Below are 21,569 nucleotides of genomic sequence, written 5' to 3'. Positions count from 1 at the left end.
GAACCTCTTGCGACTCGACCCTTGCAGAGTGAAGCGAGGGCGGTTTTCGGGCAAGCCGCGTTGCGACGGGCCGATTGTCGAATTGCGTCAGAACCCGGCGCAGATGTCCCGCAGCCGGTTCGCGATTTGTCGCAGGGCTTTGACTTTCTCGCCCTGCCGAAAACCGCTATCACCGGGCCAGCCAAAGAGAGGAAGCCGATGTTCTGGATCATCTGCGCCGCACTGGCGGGGGTGGTGGCCGTGGCCATCGCCGCGCCGCTTCTGCGCCGGCAGGACGAGGGGGCTGAGCCCGCAGCCGCCTATGACCTGCGAATCTATCGCGACCAACTGCGCGAGGTCGAGCGCGATCTGGAACGCGGCGTGATCGACGCGGCGGATGCCGAACGGCTGCGGATCGAGATCGGGCGCAAGGTGCTGGCCGCCGACCGCGCGCTGGAACGCACCGGCAGCACCCGGCGCAGCGCCGGCGGCTGGGCGGCTCTGGTGGGGCTGGCCCTGCTGCTGGGCGGCGCCTTCCTGACCTATCAGCGCCTTGGCCAGCCCGACCGCCCCGATGCCCCCATCGCGGAACGCATCGCCCAGGCGCAGGCGCTTTACGACAGCCGCCCCAGCCAGGCCGAGGCCGAGGCGCAGACCCCCAGACCCGCACGCCCCGAACCGGACGCCGATTATGTCCTGCTGATCGAGCGGCTGCGCGAGGCGGTGCAGAAGAATCCCAACGACCCGCGCGGGCTTGAGCTTCTGGCCGAGCACGAGGAGCGGCTGGGCAATCTGGTCGCCGCCAAGGATGCGCAGCGCCGGCTGGTCGCCCTGCGCGGCGACGAGGCCAGCGCCGAGGACCTGTCGCGGCTGGCCGGCCTGACGATCGAGGCGGCGGGCGGCATCATCACCCGCGACGGCGAAGAGGCCGTGGCCCGGGCGCTGGCGCGCGATGCCCGCAATCCGCAGGCGCGCTTCATGGCAGGGCTGCTGCACCTGCAGAACGGCCGCCCCGACCAGGCCTTTCCGGTCTGGGCCCGGCTGCTGGCCGAGGGGCCGGAGGACGCGCCCTGGATCGCGCCGATCCGCGGCTCGATCCAGGACCTGGCCTGGTTCGCCGGCCACCCGGACTATACCCCGCCCGAACCCGCCGCCTCCGGCACGCCGGGCATGCCCAGCCTGCCCGCCATGCCCGGCCCGGATGCCGATGCCATGGCCGCGGCCGAGGATATGACGGCCGAAGAGCGCCAGCAGATGGTCGAGGGCATGGTCAAGGGGCTGGAGACCCGGCTTGCCACGCAGGGGGGCACGCCCGAGGAATGGGCGCGGCTGATCTCGTCCCTGCCGGTGATCGGGCAAAAGGACCATGCCGCCGATATCCTGGGCGAAGCGCGCAAGCTGTTCGCCGGCGACCCCACGGGGCTGGAGGTGATCGAGGCGGCGGCAAGACAGGCCGGGCTGGAATGATCTGCGAGAACGTCGAAACCTTCGCCGAGGCCCTGCCCCGCACCGGCGCCGTGGCCGGGCTGGACCTGGGCACCAAGACCATCGGCGTCGCGGTCAGCGACGGGCTGCGCGGCGTCGCCTCGCCGCTGACGGTGATCCGGCGCACGAAATTCACCGCCGATGCGCAGGCGCTGCTGAAAATCGTGCAGGACCGGGCGCTGGTCGGGCTGGTGCTGGGCCTGCCGCGCAACATGGACGGCAGCGAGGGACCGCGGGCGCAATCGACCCGCGCCTTTGCCCGCAACCTGGAGCGGCTGACGCCGCTGCCGATCACCTTCTGGGACGAGCGGCTTTCGACGGTCGCGGCCGAACGGGCGCTGCTGGAGGGGGATACCTCGCGCAAGCGCCGCGCCGAGGTCATCGACCAGGTGGCGGCCGGCTATATCCTGCAAGGCGCGCTGGACCGGCTGCGCTTCCTGGGCCGGACGGAATGAAGCCCTCGACCCCCTGCGTCGATATCTGCCGCATCGACCCGGCCAGCCGGCTTTGCACCGGCTGCCTGCGCAGCATCGACGAGATCGCGGGTTGGGGCCGCATGACCGAGGCCGAGCGGCTGGCCATCATGGCCGAACTGCCCGCCCGCCGACCGGCGGATTAACGCGTCACCACCCGCACCTCGCGGATCGCTGCCTTGAGCCGCACCCGCGTCTCGACCGGCTCGCGCGCCACGGCATCCAGGATCGCCCGCATGTCGCCGCGCAGCCCGTGCAACTGGTCGACCAGCGACAGCACCAGGGCCAGCGCCTCTTCGTCGAGATGATAGCCCTCGGCCAGATCGACGACCAGGTTCAGCCGCGCCAGGTCGATCTCGCGAAACAGCGGACCCTGTTCGGATTGCACCGGCACGACGACGCCGGCGCTGATATAGCGTTCCAGTTGCTCGGACGTCAGGCCCCCGACCGACTCCAGCGTCTGGGTCAGGGTGTAATGGGGCTGGGTCATTTTCCCCTCCTCGGATCATAGGCATGGTTCTGGCGCCAGTCCTCCATGAAGCGCGCCAATTCGCTGTCGATCTGGGGCGGCATGACGATCTTCAAGACGACATGCTGGTCGCCGCGCCGCCCGTCCGCGCCCTTGATGCCGCGCCCCTTCAGGCGCAGCTTGCGGCCGGAACTGGCGCCGCGCGGAACGGTCAGCATGACCGGGCCGTCGATGGTCTGCGCCTCGACCTTGCCGCCCAGCACCGCCTCGTCGATGGTGATGGGCAGCGTGGTTTCCACGTCGTTGCCGTCCCGGTGCCAGTCGGGATCCTCGGCCACGATCAGGGTCAGCAGCGCATCGCCCGGCTCGCCATTGCCCATGCCGGGGCCGCCCTTGCCGCGCAGCCGGATCACCTGGTCGTCATGCGCGCCCTCGGGGATCTTGACCTCCAGCACGCTGCCGTCGGGCATGGTGATCCGGGTCGAGCCGCCGCGCGCCGCGGTCATGAAGTCGATCTCCAGCGTGAATCGCTGGTCGGGACCGCGCATGTCGAAGCTGCGCGCACCGCCGCGCCGCCCTCCACCGCCGCCGCCGCGCCCGCCGAACAGGTCCGAGAACACGTCGGACAGATCGTCGAAACCGTGATGCTGGCGATAAGGATTGTCGCCCGATTCGGCATATTCGCGATAGTAATGCCGCTGCGGCTGCTCCTGCCCCTGGGCATCGATCTCGCCCCGGTCGAAACGGGCACGCTGTTCGGGGTCCTTGAGCAGGTCATAGGCCGAGGAAGCGGCCTTGAAGCGTTCATGCGCGGCAGGGTCGGGATTCAGGTCCGGGTGGTCGGTCTTGGCGATCCGGCGATAGGCCTTCTTGATGTCGTCCTGGCTGGCGTTCTTGCCCAGCCCCAGCGCCTTGTATGGATCGTCGGCCATGGCCGCGCCTTCCTTTCTTCACCTGTCGTCACGGGAACGCGGGCGCGCGTCCCGGGTTTCATGCCCGTCCCGGCCCGGTCGCGGGGCCGAGAAACTGCCGCCCGGCAGAAAACCCGCGCCAAGCGGCAGCGCCGCGGCCCCCAGCGTGCGGGCGCGGCGGCCAAGGGTTCCGGCGCGCACCTCGGGCAAGGTGACGCCGTGGTGGCGCATCGCAGCCAGGCTGGCGGCGGTCGCCTGGACCAGCGCAGCCCGCAGGGCGGCCGGCATGGCACCGTCGATCACCACCAGCGGCAGGTCCAGCACCGCCACTGCCCCCAGCGCCGCATGGGACAGCACCCGCGCCGATTCGTCCAGCCATTCCCGGGCGATGGCCGGCGGCACCTGCCAGTCGGCATCATCCAGCGGCAGGTCGCCGCCCAGCGCCGCCTCAAGCACCGAGATCGAGGCAACGTCCAGCACCTGCCGGCCGCCCGGCACCGGATAAGAGCCCATCGCGCCGGCATTGCGCGATGGCCCCATCCGCAGCCGCCCCTCCAGCACCACGCCGCCGCCGGCGAAATGCGCGATGTAGAAATACAGGAAATCCTGCGGCAATTCGTCGGTGCCGAACATCATCTCGGCCCCGCAGGCGCAGGAGCCGTCATTCTCCAGCCAGACCGGCAGGTCCAGCGCCTCGGCCAGTTCGGTGCGCAGATCGCGGCCGCGCCAGGGCTGCATCTCCTCGGCCCAGTCCCACAGGTAGAAGGGGCTGGCGATGCCCATGCCCGCCAGCCGCGCATGTTGCGCATCGGTCAGACCCGCCAGGATCTCGGCCACGCCGGCGATGGCGAAATCGCGAATCGCGTCGGGATGCGGATAGGCATGGGGCAGCATCCGGATCTGCCGGATCCGGCCGGCGAAATCGACCAGCACCAGTTCCGCCACCCGGCGCCCGACCTTGAGGCCCAGGAACAGCGCCCCCTCCGGTGCCAGCGCCAGCGGCAGCAGCGGCTGGCCCACCTTGCCGCGCCGACGCTCGCCCCCCGCATCCAGCAGGCCCGCGGCGATCAGCTCGCGCGTGATGTTGGTGACGGCCTGCGCCGACAGGCCGGTGGCCTGAGCCAGCGCGGCCCGCGGCATCGGTCCATTGCGGCGAATCAACCACAGGATCTGCCGCTCGTTCTGGCTGCGGACCCCCTGCGGCGTCGCCGCCGGATTGGTGTTCGGCATGATCGCTTCCTCCCCCTCCATATAAATCAACGAAATTGATTTATTGACAAGCCCCCGTTTCTTCGGCAGCCTTTTGCAAGGAGGCGGCGGTCAGACCCGCCCAGAGGAGGAAGGACATCATGACCAAGACCAAACTGCTGCGCGCGGCGCTGGCGGGCTCGGCCCTGACCCTGATCGCCGGCATGGCGCAGGCGGACAGTGCCTGTCTGATCACCAAGACCGACACCAACCCCTTTTTCGTGAAGATGAAGGAAGGCGCGCAGGCCAAGGCCGCCGAACTGGGGATCGAACTGAAATCCTATGCCGGCCGCATCGACGGCGATCACGAAAGCCAGGTTTCGGCGGTCGAGGCCTGCATCGCCGACGGCGCCAAGGGCATCCTGATCACCGCCTCGGACACCAAGGCCATCGTGGATTCGGTCAAGGCGGCGCGGGATGCCGGGCTGCTGGTCATCGCGCTGGACACGCCGCTGGACCCGATCGACGCGGCGGACGCGACCTTCGCCACCGACAACTTCAAGGCAGGCGAGCTGATCGGCCAATGGGCCAAGGCCACCATGGGCGACGCGGCGGCCGAGGCCAGGATCGCCCTGCTGGACCTGGCGATCTCGCAGCCTTCGGTCGACGTGCTGCGCGACCAGGGCTTCCTGCAGGGCTTCGGCGTCGAACTGGGCGACCCCGAGAAATGGGGCGACGAGACCGATCCGCGCATCGTCGGCCACGAGGTCACCTCGGGCAACGAGGAAGGCGGGCTGAAGGCGATGGAGACGCTGCTGGCCAAGGATCCCGACATCAACCTGGTCTATACCATCAACGAACCCGCCGCCGCCGGAGCCTATGAGGCGCTGAAGGCCGTCGGGCGCGAGGGCGACGTGCTGATCGTCTCGGTCGATGGCGGCTGCCCGGGCGTGGAGAACGTCAAGGACGGCGTGATCGGCGCCACCTCGCAGCAATATCCGCTGGACATGGCGTCGCGGGGGATCGAGGCCATCGCCGCCTTCGCCAAGGACGGCACCAGGCCCGAGCCGACCGAGGGCAAGGATTTCGTCGATACCGGCGTGCAGCTTGTCACCGACAAGCCCGCCGAGGGCGTCGAATCCATCGACAGCGCCAAGGGCACCGAGCTCTGCTGGGGCTGAGCCTCGACTGAACCGCAGGGCGGGACATCGTCCCGCCCTGGCCACAGGCAGCGGCGCCCGGCGTGGCGTCTTGCAAGGGAGGAAGACCGTCCATGTCATCCGACGCAAAGACGGCCGCCAGCTACGAGGAGGGCCTGCAAGGCGCCTCGGACAAGGTTGCCGAGTTCCAAGAACAGAAAACCGCCCTGAAGCGCCTGCAACATTGGTTGCACATGACGCCCTCGGCGGTGCCGATGATCGTGCTGGTCGCGGCGATCGTCGTCTTCGGCCTGCTGTCGCCGAACTTCTTCAAGGCGGTGACGCTGTCCACCATCCTGCAACAGATCGCCATCGTCGGCATCCTGGGCTGCGCGCAGTCGCTGGTGGTGCTGACGGCCGGGATCGACCTTTCGGTCGGCGCCATCGCGGTGTTTTCCTCGGTGCTGATGGGGCAGTTCACCTTTCGCTACGGCATCCCGGCGCCGCTTGCCATCGCGCTGGGGCTGGCGGCGGGCACGGCCATGGGCTTTGCCAACGGCTGGCTGGTCGCCCGCATCAAGCTGCCACCCTTTATCGTGACGCTGGGCACCTGGCAGATCATCCTGGCGGCGAACTACATCTATTCCGCGAACGAGACGATCCGCTCCTCGGCCATCGCTGCCGAGGCGCCGGCGCTGCAATTCTGGGGCTATTCCATCCAGCCCGGAGGGGTGAAGGTCCTCTATGCCGTCTTCCTGATGGTCGCGCTGGTCGCCCTGCTCGCCTATGTCCTGCGCCATACCGCCTGGGGCCGCCATGTCTATGCCGTGGGCGACGACCCGGAAGCGGCGGAACTGGCCGGCGTGCGCACCAAGCGGGTGCTGATCCAGGTCTATGCGCTGGCCGGGCTTTTCTGCGCCATCGCCGGCTGGGTGATGATCGGCCGCTTCGGCTCGGTCTCGCCTTCGGCCTCGACCGGGCAGCTGGGCAACATCCAGTCCATCACCGCCGTGGTAATCGGGGGGATCAGCCTGTTCGGCGGGCGCGGCTCGATCGTCGGCATGTTCTTCGGCGCGCTGATCGTCGGCGTGTTCGAGATGGGCCTCAAGATGGTCGGCACCGATCCGCAATGGACCTTCTTCCTCATCGGCCTGCTCATCATCCTCGCCGTGGCGGTGGATCAATGGATCAGAAAGGCATCGGCATGACCGCGAACATTTCCGGGGAACCGCTTCTGAAGGCCCGTGGCCTGGTCAAGCGCTATGGCAAGGTCACCGCGCTGGATCATTGCGACTTCGACCTGCTGCCGGGCGAGATCCTGGCCGTCATCGGCGACAACGGCGCCGGCAAGTCCTCGCTGATCAAGGCGCTTTCCGGCGCGGTCCAGCCCGACGAGGGCGAGATCACGCTGGAGGGCAAGCCGGTGCGCTTTGCCAGCCCGCTGGATGCGCGCGGCTATGGCATCGAATGCGTCTACCAGACGCTGGCCATGTCGCCTGCCCTTTCCATCGCCGACAACATGTTCATGGGGCGCGAATTGCGCAAGCCGGGCATCATGGGCCAGTGGTTCCGCAAGCTGGACCGCCCGGCGATGGAGAAGTTCGCCCGCGAAAAGCTGACCGAGCTGGGGCTGATGACGATCCAGAACATCAACCAGGCGGTCGAGACGCTTTCCGGCGGCCAGCGCCAGGGCGTCGCGGTGGCGCGGGCAGCCGCTTTCGGGTCAAAGGTGGTGATCCTGGACGAGCCGACGGCGGCACTTGGCGTCAAGGAAAGCCGCCGCGTGCTGGAACTGATCCGCGACGTGCGCTCGCGCGGCATCCCGATCATCCTGATCAGCCACAACATGCCGCATGTCTTCGAGGTGGCGGACCGCATCCATATCCACCGGCTGGGGCGGCGGCTCTGCGTGATCCGGCCGGACGACTATTCCATGTCGGATGCGGTGGCCTTCATGACCGGCGCCAAGCTGCCGGAAGAGGCGGCGACGGCAGCCTGAACCGCGCAAACGCCCTTATGCCTTCCCGGGGATATCTTGCATGGAAGAAATACTGGATCGGATTGCGGGACTTGGGCCCGGGCGGCGGGTGCTGGCGGTCCTGGGCGCACCCGGGTCGGGGAAGTCCACCCTGGCCGCGCAGTTGGCGGCGGGGCTCGACGATGCGGTGCTGGTGCCGATGGACGGGTTCCATCTGGACAACCGGCTGCTGGAGGCGGACGGGCTGCGCGGCTGCAAGGGCGCGCCCGAAACCTTCGACGCTGCAGGGTTCGTCGCGCTGGTGCAGCGGTTGAAGGCGGGGGGCGAGGTGATCCACCCGATCTTCGACCGCGCGCTGGACCTGGCCATCGCCGGCGCCGGCCGGGTCGAGGCAGAAACCCGGCTGGTGGTGGTCGAGGGCAATTACCTGCTGCTGGACCGCGACCCCTGGCGCGAACTGGCCGGGCTTTGGGACCTGTCGGTCATCCTGGACGTGCCGATGGAGGAATTACGCCGCCGCCTGACCGCCCGCTGGCAGGGGCTGGGCCGCTCGCCCGCCAAAGTGATGGCGCATCTGGAAAACGACCTCGGCAATGCCGAGCTGGTGCTGCGCGAATCGCTGCCCGCCGATCTGGTGGTGCGGGCTGGACCTATTTCTTCGGCCGAAACGCCTTGATGCGGGCCGGGTCGGTTTCGATATAGGCCGCGCCGATCAGGTCGAGGCAATAGGGCACCGCCGCAAAGACCGCATCGAGGCAGGTGGCGATGGCCGAGGGCTTGCCGGGAATGGTGATCATCAGCGTCGCGCCACGGATGCCCGCCGTCTGGCGCGACAGGATGGCGGTCGGCACCTCGCGCAGGCTGGCGCGGCGCATCTCCTCGCCAAAGCCGGGCAACTCCTTTTCGATGACATCGGCCATCGCCTCGGGCGTCTGGTCGCGTGGCGCCGGGCCGGTGCCGCCGGTGATCAGGATCAGGTCGGCGCCCTGTTCGTCGGCAAGGTCGCGCAGGCAATCCGCGACGATCTCGCGCCCGTCGGGGATGATGCGGCGCGTGATGTCCATGGGCGAGGTGATGGTGGCGTGCAGCCAGTCCTCGGCCCCCGGGCCACCCTTGTCCTCGTATTCGCCGCTGGCGGCACGGTCCGAGACGGTGACGATGGCGACATGGGCGGGGCGATCGGCGGCGGGGTTCTGGGTCATGGCCGCATCTTGGCGCAGACGACGCGCGAAGGAAAGCGCGGCTCAACCGCGCCGGGCCGCCTCGATGGCCGCAACGTCGATCCTGGTCATCTCCATCATCGCATCGAAGGCACGTTTCGCCTCATCGCCGCCGGCGGCCAGCGCGTCGGTCAGCACGCGCGGGGTGATCTGCCACGAGACGCCCCACTTGTCCTTGCACCAGCCGCAGGCGCTTTCCTGGCCGCCATTGCCGACGATCGCATTCCAGTAGCGGTCGGTTTCCTCCTGGTCGTCGGTGGCGATCTGGAACGAGAACGCCTCGTTATGCCGGAATGTCGGGCCGCCGTTCAGGCCGAGGCAGGGTATGCCTGCGACAGTGAATTCGACCAGCAGCACATCGCCCGCCTTGCCCGAGGGAAAGTCGCTGGGCGCATGGCGCACCGCGGTGACTGCGCTGTCGGGAAAGGTCTCGGCATAGAAACGGGCGGCCGCCTCGGCATCCTTGTCATACCAAAGGCAGATGGTGTTCTTGGCCATGGTCATTTCCGGTTCCTCCTCGGGCATTGCCTGCGGCCGAACGCGCCATGGCCGCGGCGGTTCCCCGTGCCGGGGTCCGTCGCGGCCAGCAAGAAAGGCCGCAGGACTTGCCCGCGGCCTTTGGCATGGAATGATGCTGGCGGTTACTTGAAGCGCGCGTTGCGGTTCGCGACCAGCTTCAGCCGCAGCGCGTTCAGGCGGATGAAGCCCGCCGCGTCCTTCTGGTCATAGGCGCCGGCGTCGTCCTCGAAGGTGACGTGCTTTTCGCTGTAAAGCGAGTGCTCCGACCAGCGGCCGACCGTATGAACGCCGCCCTTGTAGAGCTTGAGCCGCACGGTGCCGGTCACATGCTCCTGGCTCTTGTCGATCAGCGCCTGCAACATCTCGCGCTCGGGCGAATACCAGAAGCCGTTATAGATCAGCTCGGCATAGCGCGGCATGATCGAATCCTTGAGGTGGCCGGCGCCGCTGTCCAGCGTGATCTGCTCGATGCCGCGATGCGCCTCCAGCAGGATGGTGCCGCCGGGGGTCTCGTAGATGCCGCGCGACTTCATGCCGACAAAGCGGTTTTCCACGAAATCGAGCCGGCCGATGCCGTGCTTGCGGCCGTATTCGTTCAGCGCCGTCAGGATGGTCGCGGGCGACAGCGCCTCGCCGTTGATCGCCACCGCATCGCCCCGCTCGAAGCTTACTTCGATATATTCGGGCTGGTCCGGCGCATCCTCGGGGCTGACGGTGCGCTGATAGACGTAATCGGGCGCCTCGTCGGCCGGATTCTCCAGCGCCTTGCCCTCGGAAGAGGTGTGCAGCAGGTTCGCATCGACCGAGAACGGCGCCTCGCCGCGCTTGTCCTTGGCGATCGGGATCTGGTTCTGCTCGGCGAACTCGATCAGCTTGGTGCGCGAGGTCAGATCCCATTCCCGCCAGGGCGCGATCACCTTGATCGACGGGTCGAGCGCATAGGCCGACAACTCGAAGCGGACCTGGTCGTTGCCCTTGCCGGTCGCGCCATGGGCCACGGCATCGGCGCCGTGCTGATGCGCGATCTCGACCAGATGCTTGGAAATCAGCGGCCGGGCGATCGAGGTGCCCAGCAGGTAAAGCCCCTCATAGACCGCATTGGCGCGGAACATCGGGAACACGAAATCGCGCACGAATTCCTCGCGCACGTCGACGATATGGATGTTTTCCGGCTTGATGCCCAGCAGTTCGGCCTTCTGGCGCGCCGGTTCCAGTTCCTCGCCCTGGCCCAGGTCGGCGGTAAAGGTGATGACCTCGCAGCCATATTCGGTCTGCAGCCATTTCAGGATGATCGAGGTGTCGAGCCCGCCCGAATAGGCAAGGACGACTTTCTTCGGCGCGTCGGACATGCGATATGGCCCCCGTTTTTGAGTTGATGTTGCAATAGGATGTTTTCCGATGACCGACAAGAGCGGGGCGCAACCCGGCCGCATGCAGGGCTTTTCCGGCAAACCAGGGGGCTTTCGACGCAGGGTCCGGTGCAGGGCTGCCCTTTGCAGGCGCGGGCTGCGGCGGTCCCGCGACGCTTTCATGGATCAGACGGGCGCGCTTTTGCGGCGCGTCTTTCGCGACTGCTGGTGGCTCAGCGCGATCGTCGCCATGACCGTTTTCCTGCCGCCGCTGCTGATGAAGCCACTGCCCGCCTGGCATGATCCCGTCGCCCTTGCCATATTGACGCTGGCCTTCGGCATCGCCGTCCTGGGCTGGACCATCGCGATCATGGGCAGCTTGCAGCGCTGGCCCGGTCTCAGGCTTGGCCTGACCCTCGCCATTCCCCTGAGCATGGTCATGCTTGCCCGCATGAACGCGCGCAGCATCCTGGCACACAGCTTTGGCGTTTCGCCCGACGCCTTTCCGATGACCCTGGACGTGCTGACCGCCGTCGAGAGCCTGTGGCTGACCTTCGCGGGGGTCGGGTTGCTTCTGTTGCTGCTGCTGTTCGGGCTGCTGATCTTGCAGATGCTGGCCGGTGCCGGCGGCGCAGCCCTGCGGTCGGCGGCACTTGTCCTGCCGCTCAGCGTGATGGCCGCGATGCCGCTGGCATCGTTCCTGGCGATCATGCCCGATCTGCCCAGACTCGCCCGCGCGCTGGATGGGCAGGCGACTTACCTGTGCGATTTCCCGACCATGCTGTCAAAGCCCGTCGCCGTCACCTTCCTTTCCGATACGCAGGTGCTTGCCTGGATGCCCGATCCCGCACAACCCATCGTCCTGCCCTGCGAGATGCGTTCCGGGCATTAGCCGGTCAAGGCGTCCCCGGCCCCGGACGGCAAGCCGTTCCCACTTGCCAATCGCCGCTTTTCGCGCCATTCGCCGGTTATGGAAAACTTTGCCGCCTCTGTCCGCCAGGCAGGGGTCGCGCTGCGCGACCTCTTCGAGCCGACGCCCCTGCAGAAGAACGACCACCTCTCGGCGAAATACGGAGCCGAGATCTGGCTGAAACGCGAAGACCTGACGCCGGTGCGCAGCTACAAGCTGCGCGGCGCCTTCAACGCCATGCGCAAGATCGGTGCCGGCTCGCAGGGCCATTTCGTCTGCGCCAGCGCCGGCAACCATGCCCAGGGCATGGCCTATGCCTGCCGCCATTTCGGCACCCGAGGCACCATCTTCATGCCCGTCACCACGCCGAAGCAAAAGATCGACAAGACCCGTATCTTCGGCAACGGCGTCATCGAGATCGTGCTGACCGGCGATTATTTCGACCAGACCCTGGCTGCGGCGCAGGATTTCGCCCGGGCTCAGGGCGCGACCTTCCTGTCGCCCTTCGACGATGCGGACATCATCGAGGGGCAGGCCACGGTCGGGCTGGAACTGCTCGACCAGATTGGCGCCGCGCCGGATCTCGTCGTCCTGCCGGTCGGCGGCGGCGGGCTCGCGGCCGGGGTCACACGCCTGCTTGCCGAACTGGCGCCCGCCACCCGCGCCGAGTTCGCCGAGCCGGAAGGCGGTGCCAGCCTGCGCGAGGCGCTGCTGGCCGGTGCCCCCGTGACGCTGCCCGTAGTGGACAATTTCGTCGACGGCGCCGCCGTGGCGCGGATCGGCGACCTGCCCTTTCGCACACTGGCCGGCTTTGACGCCGACCGGGTCCATACCGCGCCCGAGGATCGCATCTGCGCCACCATGCTGGAGATGCTGAACATCGAAGGCATCGTGCTGGAGCCCGCCGGGGCGCTGGCGGTGGACGTATTGCGCGACATTCCCGACCTGGCCGGCAAGCGCGTGGTCTGCATCTGCTCGGGCGGGAATTTCGACTTCGAGCGCCTGCCCGAAGTCAAGGAGCGCGCCCAGCGCTTCTCGGGGCTGAAGCGCTATTTCATCCTGCGCATGCCGCAGCGGCCGGGCGCCCTGCGCGACTTTCTGCAACTGCTCGGCCCCCAGGACGACATCGCGCGTTTCGAATACCTGAAGAAGTCGGCGCGCAACTTCGGCTCGGTCCTGATCGGCATCGAGACCACCGCTCCCGAGAATCTGGACCGGCTGCGCGAAAGGCTGGAAACGGCCGGAATCGGCTATCGCGACATCACCCACGACCCGGCGCTGGCGGAATTCCTGATCTGATCCGCGGTCAGGCACGGCGCCCACCCCGGCCGGGATGCAGCGCCGCATCCAGCCGGCCCATCAGCGCCCGCTTCGAGGCGGCATAGCTGGCCAGCAGGGATTCGATATCGACCTCGGCCGGCCTGCCGCCGGCTGCCTTGCGTTCGCAGGCATCGCAGAGATCGCCGAAATCGGCAAAGCCCAGGTTCGAGGCGCAACCCTTCAGGAAATGCAGGTCGGTTTCCAGCCGCAGCGCATCGCGGCGCGACAGGCGCATGATGACGCCTTCGACCTCGTCCAGAAACAGTTCCAGAATCAGCTGGAACTCGTCATCGCCGACCTCCCCGCGCAGTTCGTTGATGCGGCTCCAATCCAGCATGGACAACCCTTTGAAGAATCACGCCCCGTTCATAGCAGGGATTTCGTCTATAACGTGTTAATCGCAAAGATTGTCCGGATTAACGGAACCTTCATGGGCCGTGGTTTAGATCCCTGCGCATGATGATCATCGATGCACAGGCCCTAAGCTCCGTACCGCATGGCTGGCGGCTGGTCCTGCTTGTCGACGACAGCCGGGCGCAAAGGCGGACGCTGGCGGTGCAACTGATCCGCGCCGGCTATCATGTGGTCGAGGCGGCAAGCGGCGACGAAGCGATGCGCATCTGCCTGGAACGGCGGCCGGACATCGTGATCTCGGACTGGATGATGCCGGGGCAAAGCGGGCTGGAATTCTGCCGCCGCTTCCGCGAGATGCAGTCGGATCGCTATGGCTATTTCATCCTGCTGACCTCGCGCAACGACAAGAAGGACATTGCCGAAGGGTTGCGGGCCGGCGCCGACGAATTCCTGACCAAGCCGGTCTCGGGGGCCGAACTGCTGGCGCGGCTTTCGGCCAGCGAGCGCATCCTGCGCATGGAGGAAAGCCTGCGCAGCGCCAACGCCCGGCTCAACTCCACGCTGACCCGGCTGCGCGAGACCCAGGCGGCGATCGACCGCGACCTGCGCGAAGCGCAGCGGCTGCAACAGGGGCTGGTGCGGGAACGCCATGGCCGCTACGGCGATTTCGACCTCTCCCTCCTGATGCGCCCGGCCGGCCATATCGGCGGCGACCTGGTCGGGTTCTTCCCGATCAACGCCCGCCGCGTCGGATTGTTCGCGCTGGACGTGGCCGGGCATGGCGTCGCCTCGGCCCTGCTTTGCGCACGGCTCGCGGCGCTGCTTTCCGGGGCAGCGGACCAAAACATCGCGCTGCGGATCACCGAGCTGGGTCTTTGCGACGCCCGCCCCCCGGCCGAGATCCTGCACCACCTGAACACGCTGATGATCGAGGAATTGCGCACCGAATCCTATTTCACCATGGTCTATGCCGACCTGGATTTCCTGACCGGAGCGCTGCGGCTGGTGCAGGCGGGCCACCCCCACCCCGTGCTGCAACGCGCCGACGGCCGCATCGAGAGCATCGGACGCGGCGGCCTGCCCGTCGGCGTCTTTTCCCATGCCGCCTACGAAGAGGTGCAGCTGGTGCTCGACCCCGGCGACCGGCTGTTCATCAGCTCGGACGGGCTGTCCGAAAGCGAGAATGCCCGCGGCGAGCCGCTGGGCGAGGACGGGCTGCATGCCATCCTGCGCACCAATGCCACGCTGCGGGGCGACTCGCTGCTGGAATCGATCTGCTGGTCCGCGGCACATTACGCCGGTGGCCAGCGCAACGACGACATCTCGGCCGTGCTGATCGAGCGGCGGCAGGAAGCCGGTCAGACATGGGGTTGACGCCCGGCTCAGAGCCTGCGCAACGCCGCCCGCACGAAGGCGCGCGAGCCCGGGTCGGGCAGCAACCGCGCAACCTGCGGCAAGGGCACCCAATGCGCCTCATGCCCCGGCTCGGCCGGGGCGCCCCGCCGTGTCACCGGCCGAGCCAACCAGACGGTGCAGAGCTTTTCGGCCCAGAACCCGTAATCCGGCAGGTAGCAAAAGCGCCGATAGCTGCCGAAGCGACGCGGATTGCCGATGCTCCAGCCGGTCTCCTCGCGCACCTCGCGATGCAGGGCGGCCAGCGGCGATTCGCCGGGATCGATGCCGCCGCCAGGCAGCTGGAACTCGGGCTCGGGCGCCTGCTGGAAGGTCAGCAACGCCGCGCCGTCGCGGATCAGCAGCGCATAGGCCCCCGGACGCAAGCGATAGGCGCGACGCCCGGGCGGCAAGCCGAAACGCGGTATCATGCAGATCCCTTTCCTTCCTCGCGGACGCCCCGGTCGGCAGGCCCGCCCCCGAACCGGAAAGCCATGGCCGCACCCGGTGCCACCGCATGGCTTCTTCGTTCCCCAAATACTCATGCGGCCGGGCAACACGCAACCAGCCCGGCCTGTCCAGCGCGGTCATCGCAACGCAAAAGCCGCGCAAACCCAAGGGTTTGCGCGGCTTTTGTTTATGGTGCCCAGGAGAGGACTCGAACCTCCACGCCTTGCGGCACACGGACCTGAACCGTGCGCGTCTACCAATTCCGCCACCTGGGCAGGTCGCGTGAGCCGGGTGATTAAGCCCAGCCGCGGGGGGTGTCAACGGGGGATCGACAAAAATCTTCGCCGGGCTTCAAATCTTTTCCTGCCCCCGCTTCGACCGCCATTTCCGCCGCCGTTGCCGCCCTTGTCCCGGGCCGCGTTTCCCGGCCTGGCAGGACCGGAAAGGCTGCACGAACCGGACCGAATGCAAGCGTGACAGGCAATGCCCTGTCCTTTCGGTCAGCTTGCTGGGGGAAAGCGCGCGGGACTAGTAATCCTTACAGAAGTTATTAGTCACCAGTGCTCTGACAAGCGGATTTTTCATGGACGATCTCAAGACCCGCGAATGGGATGCCATCGTGATCGGCACGGGGATCGGCGGAGGAACCGCGGGCCGGCGGCTGGCCGAGGCAGGGCTTTCCGTCCTTTATGTCGAAAAGGGCCCGGACCTGGGCGATGCGCCGCTGTCCGCGCTGGACCTCGATACCCGCGACCCCGAGGAACGCATGTCCCATGGTGCCTGGCCGCGCCTGCTCGAGGCGCAGCTCGACGGCGCCTGGTGCGAATTCGACGGCATGATCGGCGCGGGCGTCGGCGGCACCTCGGCCTTTTACGCCGCGACGCTCGAGCGCCCCGAGCGGCACGACCTGGACACGTCCAACGAACTCCCGCATCCCACCGGCGGCTGGCCCGTCGGCTATGACGAGATGCGGCCCTGGTTCGAACTGGCCGAGGACTATTTCCACATCAATGGCGAGGTCGACCCCCTGGCCCCGGCCGGCGCGAAACTGCTGCCGCCGGTCCAGCCGCTGCCCGCCTCGGATGCGGCGCTGATGACGGCGCTGCGGCGTTCGGGCATGAATCCCTATCGTACGCATATGGCGGCGCGCTTCCTGCCCGGTTGCGAAAACTGCTTTGGCCGGCGTTGTCCGAGGCGCTGCAAGATGGACGGCCGCTCGGCTGGCGTGCTGCCGGCGCTGGACACCGGCCGCGCCGCGCTGGTCGACCGCTGCACCGTCACCCGGATCGAGGCCGACGGCCAGCGCATCCTGGGCCTGGCCTGCCGCCGCGAAGGACAGGAGTTCACCCTGCGCGCCCGGACCTATGTGCTGGCGGCGGGCGGGCTGGGCTCGCCCTCTCTGCTGCTCCGCTCGGCCAGCGAGACCTGGCCCGAGGGCTTGGGCAACCGCAACGGCCTGATCGGCCGCAACCTGATGTTCCATCTCAGCGAGATCATCGCCATCTGGGCCGGACAGGGTCGGCACGAGAACGGCGCCTCGCGCTCGATCAGCATGCGCGACCTGTATTTCATGGATGGTCAGCGCTTCGGCACGGTGCAGTCCATGGGCCTGACCGCCGGCTATGGCGAAATCCTGCATGCGCTGAACGGCCGCTTCGACCAATCGGCGCTGCGCCGCATCCGGCCGCTGCGGCACGGGCTGCGCTTTCCCGCCATGATTGCGGCGCGGATGCTGGGTCATGCCAAGCTGTTCGTCGGCGTGCTGGAGGACCTGCCCTATGCGCATAACCGCGTGCTGCCCGACCCGGACGATCCCGACCGGATGCGCTGCCGCTATGATATCTCGGACGAATTGCGCCGTCGCCGGGCCGCCTTTCGCAAGGCATTGCGCGCGGCGTTCCGGCCGCATCGGGCGATGTTCATGGGCGCAGCGCCGCAGCTGAACTTCGCCCATCCCTGCGGCACGCTGCGCTTTGGCACCGATCCGGCGACCAGCGTGCTGGACCGCGATTGCCGGATGCATGGGATCGACAACCTCTTCGTGGCCGATTCCTCGTTCATGCCGACCTCGAACGGGGTCAATCCCAGCCTGACCATCGCCGCCAATGCGCTGCGGGTGGCGGACGCGATCGTCGCAGGCCGGCAGCCACGGCTTGCCGCTGGCCGAAGCCTTGGGTATTGAACGGACGAGCACGCACGAAGGGAGCGCCGCATGTCCGCAGCCAAGCTTGTCACCATTTATGGCGGGTCTGGATTCCTGGGCCGGCAGATCGCCCGGACCATGGCCGCCCAGGGCTGGCGCATCCGGGTCGCCGTCCGCCGCCCGAACGAAGCCGGCGTGGTGCGCACCTATGGCGCACCCGGCCAGGTCGAGCCGGTGCCCTGCAACGTGCGCGACGACCTGTCGGTGACCGCCTGCATGGCCGATGCGGATGCGGTGATCAACTGCGTCGGCATCATGGTCCGCGAGGGCAAGAACACCTTCGACGCCATCCACGAAGAGGCTGCGGGCCGGATCGCCCGCATTGCCGCCGAGACCGGCGTCAAGCGCTTCGTGCATGTCTCGGCCATCGGCGCGGACCCGGATTCGGCCAGCCGCTATGCCGCCTCCAAGGGGCGGGGCGAGGCCGCCGTGCTGGCGCATCGCCCCGATGCGGTGATCCTGCGGCCCTCGGTCATCTTCGGGCCGGACGACCACTTCTACAACCGCATCGCGTCGATGACGCGGCTGGGACCGATCCTGTTCGTGCCCGGCGCGAACACCCTGATGCAGCCGGTCTATGTCGAGGACGTGGCCCGCGCCGCCGCCATGGGCGCCGAAGGAACGGCGCAGCCGGGCATCTATGAACTGGGCGGCCCGGACGTACTGACCATGCGCGAGGTGGCGCAGCAGGTGCTGGTCGCGACCGACCGCCGCCGCGCCATCGTCGGCCTGCCGCATTGGCTGGCCCGGGTGATGGGATCGGCGCTGGACGTCGTCCAGGCCGCGACCGGCGGGCTGCTGACCAACCGCATCCTGACCCGCGACCAGGCGCGACTGCTGCGCCTGCCGAACCGGGTCTCGGGCGAGGTCAAGACCTTTGCCGATCTGGACATCGAGCCGACCGCCGCCCCCGCCGTCATTGCGGACTATCTGTGGCGCTTCCGCTCCTCGGGGCAATATGAGGCGATCACCGCCTCGGCGAAGAACCTGCGCAACAGCTGATGGACCACAACACCATCGTTGCCGCCGCCCTTGGTCTGCTGGAGGGGCTGACCGAGTTCATTCCCGTGTCCTCGACCGGCCATGTGCTGCTGGCCGGGCATTTCCTGGGCTTCGATTCGCCCGGACGCGCCTTCGAGGTGCTGATCCAGCTTGGCGCCATCATGGCCATCCTGGGCGTCTATGCCGGGCGGCTGTGGCGGATCTTTTCCAGCGCGCCGCAGGACCCGCGCGCGCGGCGCTTCATCCTGGCGGTGCTGCTTGCCTTCCTGCCCGCGGTGGTGATCGGCGTGCTGGCGCACCGGATCATCAAGGAAGTCCTGTTCGAGACCCCTACCCTGATCGCCGTCATGCTGATCGTGGGCGGTGTGGTGCTGCTGTTCGTTGATCGGATGGCGAACCGGCCGCGCCATTTCTCGGCCGAGGATTTCCCGCTGCCCATGGCGCTGAAGATCGGCTTCATCCAGTGCCTGGCGATGATTCCCGGCGTCTCGCGTTCCGGCGCGACCATCGTCGGTGCCCTGCTGCTGGGCGCGGACAAGCGTTCTGCCGCCGAATTCAGCTTTTTCCTGTCCATGCCGACGATGCTGGGCGCTTTCGTCTATGACCTCTACAAGAACCGCGACATCCTGGACGCGGCGGCGACTGGCAATATCGTCATCGGCTTCGTCTGCGCATTCCTGGCCGCCGTCGTCGTGGTGCGCGGGCTGCTGAACTATGTCTCGACCTATGGCTACGGCCTGTTCGCCTGGTGGCGAATCGCGGTCGGGGTGGCGGTTCTGCTGGCTTTGCAGGCAGGTTGGTAAACTATGCTGACCTATTTTTCGCATATGCAGCATGGAATTTTCACCATCAGACAGGAAAATCGTTAATTAGGTCAACATAGCTGACTTTTCTTTGATGACGGCCTGACTTATCAGGCTGGGACCACCCTCGTCATCGAAGGACGCGCAGCCATGGCCACGCAGAAGATGCTCAAATTCGTCACCATCGGGCGCGAGATGCCCGAGAAACGTGACGCGGCATCCCGCTCGGAAGATTTCCACGAGATCTATCGCGAGTTCGCCGAGGCCAAGGCCAAGGAACAGGCCAGCCGGTGCAGCCAATGCGGCGTGCCCTATTGCCAGAGCCATTGCCCGCTGCACAACAACATCCCCGACTGGCTGCGCCTGACCGCCGAGGGCCGCACGCAGGAAGCCTATCTGCGCAGCCAGGAGACCAACACCTTCCCCGAGATCTGCGGCCGCATCTGCCCGCAGGACCGGCTGTGCGAGGGCAATTGCGTCATCGAGCAATCCGGCCACGGCACCGTCACCATCGGCGCCATCGAGAAATACATCACCGACACCGCCTGGGAAGAGGGCTGGATCACCCCGGTCGCCCCGACGCAGGAACGCCCCGAATCCATCGGCATCATCGGCGCCGGGCCGGGCGGGCTTGCCGCCGCCGACCGGCTGCGCCGCATGGGCTTCCAGGTCACGGTCTATGACCGTCACGACCGCGCCGGCGGGCTGCTGATCTATGGCATCCCCGGCTTCAAGCTGGAAAAGCAGGTGGTCGAGCGCCGCACGCAGCAGCTTGTCGAGGGCGGCGTGGATTTCGTGCTGAACGTGAGCGTCGGCGAAGACATCAGCTTCGACGCCATCCGCGGCAAGCATGACGCGGTGCTGATCGCGACCGGCGTCTACAAGACCCGCGACCTGGACATCGACAATGCCGCCGCCAAGGGCGTGGTGCGGGCGCTGGACTACCTGACCGCCTCGAACCGGGTCGATCTGGGCGACGAGATCCCCGATTACGAGGATGGCGAGCTGAATGCCAGGGGCAAGCGCGTCGTGGTCATCGGCGGCGGCGACACCGCCATGGACTGCGTGCGCACCGCCATCCGCCAGGGCGCGCAATCGGTGAAATGCCTTTACCGCCGCGACCGGGCCAACATGCCGGGCAGCCAGCGCGAGGTGCAGAATGCCGAGGAAGAAGGCGTCGAATTCGTCTGGCTTTCCGCACCCGGCGCCTTTACCGGCCATGTCACCGGCGAGGCCATGGTCGCGCAGGAACGCGACGTGGACGATACCGGCGAGATCCCGACCATCAGCGCGGTGCGCGTGCAGAAGATGCGGCTGGGCGCGCCGGATGTCTCGGGCCGTCAGTCGCCCGAACTGATCGAGGGCGCCGATTACGACGAGCCGGCGGAACTGGTCATCAAGGCGCTGGGTTTCGAACCCGAAGAACTGCCGCGCCTTTGGGGCGTGGACGGGCTGGAGGTGACGCGCTGGGGCACGATCAAGGCCGATTACCAGACGCACCAGACCAGCCTGCCCGGCGTCTATGCCGTGGGCGACATCGTGCGCGGCGCCAGCCTGGTGGTCTGGGCGATCCGCGACGGCCGCGAGGCTGCCGACAGCATCGCCGGCTACCTGTCCGGTGCCGCCCGGGTCGCCGCCGAGTAAGGGGAAAAGGCCATGGCATCTCGACCAAGCATCAACCCCATGGGGCGCGGCATGGCGCTGGCGGCAGGAACGGCAGCCATGCTGACCCTTCCCGTGCTGCCTGCCCAGGCGGCGAATTTCACCCCGCCCGCCGGCTGCAAGCTGGAGGTGACGGTGCAGAACCGCGGTTGCAGCGTCTCGCAGCATTACCGTTGCAGCGCCGATACGGCGGGCGACCAATGGGTGACCTATTTCACCCCCGAGGGTCCGACCTTCCAGTCGCGCATCGACCGCGAGACGCGCTGGATGGAAAGCACCGACCTGCGCACCGGCCTGACCGACGTGCTGGAGGATCAGGCGCAGGACCACGCCTCGTTCAGCACGCTGCTGGATAGCGGGCAGGACGATTTCGATTTCTGGACCCGCTCGAACAGCGGCGAGCGGCTGCATCATGTCGGCCATGACGAACTGACCGGCGAGACGGTGCAGGTCGACGGCGTGACGCTGGAGGTCACGCGCTTCGAGCTGACCACCTATAGCGAATCCGGCCAGGTGCTGATCCAGCGCCGGGGCCAGCAATTCATCAGCCGCGCGCAAGGGCGATTCTATGGCGGCGTCGAGACCTCCGAGGACTGGACCGGCGCCGTGCAGCAGACGAACGACAGCCCGGTGACGTTCTCGTTCCCGGGGCATCCCGGCTTTGGCTCGACCACGCCGGAATATGATTGCGACCTGCAGATGGTGGGCGGCCAAGGCGCCGGCGCCCTGTGGCAGCTTGTGAAGGAGGCACGGACGTGAAGGA

At 67.5% G+C, this 21,569-nt stretch carries 23 protein-coding genes and 1 tRNA gene; 15 read left to right on the top strand and 9 right to left on the bottom strand.

Annotation, left to right across the window (positions count from 1 at the left end; translation table 11 throughout):
• Positions 1-198: 198 nt before the first annotated feature.
• The 3 genes from ccmI to QPR87_RS05445 are packed head-to-tail and all read left to right on the top strand — an operon-like array spanning position 199 to position 2,083.
• On the top strand, positions 199-1,446 hold the full coding sequence (gene ccmI, locus QPR87_RS05455; protein WP_285048696.1) for a c-type cytochrome biogenesis protein CcmI: 1,248 nt from the start codon (positions 199-201) through the stop codon (positions 1,444-1,446).
• On the top strand, positions 1,443-1,919 hold the full coding sequence (gene ruvX / locus QPR87_RS05450) for a Holliday junction resolvase RuvX (protein WP_011746855.1): 477 nt from the start codon (positions 1,443-1,445) through the stop codon (positions 1,917-1,919). The genes ccmI and ruvX overlap by 4 nt, the downstream gene beginning before the upstream one ends.
• A complete protein-coding gene (locus QPR87_RS05445) occupies positions 1,916-2,083 on the top strand; it encodes a DUF1289 domain-containing protein (RefSeq protein WP_230998508.1) in 168 nt (55 codons plus the stop codon). Before ruvX ends, QPR87_RS05445 begins: the two co-directional genes overlap by 4 nt.
• Here QPR87_RS05445 and QPR87_RS05440 read toward each other — a convergent pair.
• Genes QPR87_RS05440 through QPR87_RS05430 form a run of 3 tightly spaced genes read right to left on the bottom strand, consistent with a single transcriptional unit; the run spans position 2,080 to position 4,547 of the window.
• Positions 2,080-2,427, bottom strand: coding sequence for a hypothetical protein (locus QPR87_RS05440; protein WP_011746853.1), 348 nt, complete (start codon positions 2,425-2,427; stop codon positions 2,080-2,082). The genes QPR87_RS05445 and QPR87_RS05440 overlap by 4 nt on opposite strands.
• On the bottom strand, positions 2,424-3,338 hold the full coding sequence (locus QPR87_RS05435; RefSeq protein ID WP_285048695.1) for a DnaJ C-terminal domain-containing protein: 915 nt from the start codon (positions 3,336-3,338) through the stop codon (positions 2,424-2,426). Before QPR87_RS05435 ends, QPR87_RS05440 begins: the two co-directional genes overlap by 4 nt.
• Before the next feature lie 18 nt (positions 3,339-3,356).
• Entirely contained in the window at positions 3,357-4,547 is a 1,191-nt protein-coding gene (locus tag QPR87_RS05430; protein ID WP_285048694.1) for an ROK family transcriptional regulator, read from the bottom strand.
• A 119-nt stretch (positions 4,548-4,666) separates the two neighbouring features.
• Between QPR87_RS05430 and QPR87_RS05425 the strand changes: the two genes are divergently transcribed.
• The 4 genes from QPR87_RS05425 to QPR87_RS05410 all read left to right on the top strand — a co-directional run bounded on the left by QPR87_RS05425 (position 4,667) and on the right by QPR87_RS05410 (position 8,298).
• Positions 4,667-5,686 carry a sugar ABC transporter substrate-binding protein gene (locus QPR87_RS05425; protein WP_011746850.1) on the top strand — a complete coding sequence of 340 codons (1,020 nt, stop codon included), beginning with the start codon at positions 4,667-4,669 and terminating at the stop codon, positions 5,684-5,686.
• Positions 5,687-5,778: 92 nt separating this feature from the next.
• The gene (locus tag QPR87_RS05420) at positions 5,779-6,852 is read left to right on the top strand and encodes an ABC transporter permease (protein WP_285048693.1); all 1,074 of its coding nucleotides are present in this window, start codon (positions 5,779-5,781) and stop codon (positions 6,850-6,852) included.
• On the top strand, positions 6,849-7,643 hold the full coding sequence (locus QPR87_RS05415) for an ATP-binding cassette domain-containing protein (RefSeq protein ID WP_199766605.1): 795 nt from the start codon (positions 6,849-6,851) through the stop codon (positions 7,641-7,643). The genes QPR87_RS05420 and QPR87_RS05415 overlap by 4 nt, the downstream gene beginning before the upstream one ends.
• A 40-nt stretch (positions 7,644-7,683) precedes the next feature.
• Positions 7,684-8,298 (top strand): nucleoside/nucleotide kinase family protein, encoded by a 615-nt coding sequence (locus QPR87_RS05410; protein ID WP_285048692.1) that lies wholly within the window; start codon positions 7,684-7,686, stop codon positions 8,296-8,298.
• On the opposite strand, the gene mog is transcribed toward QPR87_RS05410, so the two are convergent.
• The 3 genes from mog to QPR87_RS05395 all read right to left on the bottom strand — a co-directional run bounded on the left by mog (position 8,273) and on the right by QPR87_RS05395 (position 10,710).
• Positions 8,273-8,824 (bottom strand): molybdopterin adenylyltransferase, encoded by a 552-nt coding sequence (gene mog / locus QPR87_RS05405; protein ID WP_011746846.1) that lies wholly within the window; start codon positions 8,822-8,824, stop codon positions 8,273-8,275. The two genes, QPR87_RS05410 and mog, sit on opposite strands and share 26 nt — an antisense overlap.
• 42 nt (positions 8,825-8,866) lie before the next feature.
• A complete protein-coding gene (locus QPR87_RS05400) occupies positions 8,867-9,346 on the bottom strand; it encodes a VOC family protein (protein WP_011746845.1) in 480 nt (159 codons plus the stop codon).
• Positions 9,347-9,483: 137 nt separating this feature from the next.
• Positions 9,484-10,710, bottom strand: a complete 1,227-nt coding sequence (locus tag QPR87_RS05395) for an argininosuccinate synthase (protein WP_011746844.1) — start codon at positions 10,708-10,710, stop codon at positions 9,484-9,486.
• A gap of 181 nt (positions 10,711-10,891) precedes the next feature.
• On the opposite strand from QPR87_RS05395, the gene QPR87_RS05390 reads away from it, so the two are divergent.
• Both QPR87_RS05390 and ilvA read left to right on the top strand, forming a co-directional pair.
• A complete protein-coding gene (locus tag QPR87_RS05390) occupies positions 10,892-11,602 on the top strand; it encodes a hypothetical protein (protein WP_230998504.1) in 711 nt (236 codons plus the stop codon).
• Between the two features lie 78 nt (positions 11,603-11,680).
• Positions 11,681-12,919: a threonine ammonia-lyase IlvA gene (gene ilvA, locus QPR87_RS05385; protein WP_285048691.1), complete on the top strand. Its 1,239-nt coding sequence runs from the start codon at positions 11,681-11,683 to the stop codon at positions 12,917-12,919.
• Positions 12,920-12,926: 7 nt separating this feature from the next.
• On the opposite strand, the gene QPR87_RS05380 is transcribed toward ilvA, so the two are convergent.
• A complete protein-coding gene (locus QPR87_RS05380) occupies positions 12,927-13,277 on the bottom strand; it encodes an Hpt domain-containing protein (protein ID WP_011746841.1) in 351 nt (116 codons plus the stop codon).
• Between the two features lie 119 nt (positions 13,278-13,396).
• On the opposite strand from QPR87_RS05380, the gene QPR87_RS05375 reads away from it, so the two are divergent.
• The gene (locus tag QPR87_RS05375) at positions 13,397-14,668 is read left to right on the top strand and encodes a PP2C family protein-serine/threonine phosphatase (protein ID WP_011746840.1); all 1,272 of its coding nucleotides are present in this window, start codon (positions 13,397-13,399) and stop codon (positions 14,666-14,668) included.
• A gap of 8 nt (positions 14,669-14,676) precedes the next feature.
• Here QPR87_RS05375 and QPR87_RS05370 read toward each other — a convergent pair whose 3' ends face one another.
• Positions 14,677-15,117 carry an NUDIX domain-containing protein gene (locus tag QPR87_RS05370; RefSeq protein WP_011746839.1) on the bottom strand — a complete coding sequence of 147 codons (441 nt, stop codon included), beginning with the start codon at positions 15,115-15,117 and terminating at the stop codon, positions 14,677-14,679.
• A 209-nt stretch (positions 15,118-15,326) separates the two neighbouring features.
• Positions 15,327-15,411: transfer RNA gene (locus tag QPR87_RS05365), tRNA-Leu, on the bottom strand.
• A 308-nt stretch (positions 15,412-15,719) separates the two neighbouring features.
• Between QPR87_RS05365 and QPR87_RS05360 the strand changes: the two genes are divergently transcribed.
• The 5 genes from QPR87_RS05360 to QPR87_RS05340 all read left to right on the top strand — a co-directional run bounded on the left by QPR87_RS05360 (position 15,720) and on the right by QPR87_RS05340 (position 21,565).
• Positions 15,720-17,318, top strand: a complete 1,599-nt coding sequence (locus QPR87_RS05360) for a GMC oxidoreductase (protein ID WP_285048690.1) — start codon at positions 15,720-15,722, stop codon at positions 17,316-17,318.
• Between the two features lie 30 nt (positions 17,319-17,348).
• A complete protein-coding gene (locus QPR87_RS05355) occupies positions 17,349-18,341 on the top strand; it encodes a complex I NDUFA9 subunit family protein (RefSeq protein WP_285048689.1) in 993 nt (330 codons plus the stop codon).
• Complete coding sequence (locus QPR87_RS05350) at positions 18,341-19,144, top strand: undecaprenyl-diphosphate phosphatase (protein ID WP_011746836.1); 804 nt, start codon at positions 18,341-18,343, stop codon at positions 19,142-19,144. Before QPR87_RS05355 ends, QPR87_RS05350 begins: the two co-directional genes overlap by 1 nt.
• A 150-nt stretch (positions 19,145-19,294) precedes the next feature.
• Positions 19,295-20,788, top strand: coding sequence for an NAD(P)-dependent oxidoreductase (locus tag QPR87_RS05345; protein ID WP_011746835.1), 1,494 nt, complete (start codon positions 19,295-19,297; stop codon positions 20,786-20,788).
• 12 nt (positions 20,789-20,800) lie between these two features.
• Complete coding sequence (locus QPR87_RS05340) at positions 20,801-21,565, top strand: hypothetical protein (RefSeq protein ID WP_011746834.1); 765 nt, start codon at positions 20,801-20,803, stop codon at positions 21,563-21,565.
• Positions 21,566-21,569: the final 4 nt, after the last annotated feature.

Origin of the sequence: Paracoccus sp. SSJ (assembly GCF_030234105.1) — a bacterium.
In the GTDB taxonomy this organism is placed as follows: Bacteria; Pseudomonadota; Alphaproteobacteria; order Rhodobacterales; family Rhodobacteraceae; genus Paracoccus; species Paracoccus denitrificans.
This window is presented reverse-complemented; position numbering and strand designations above follow the sequence as displayed.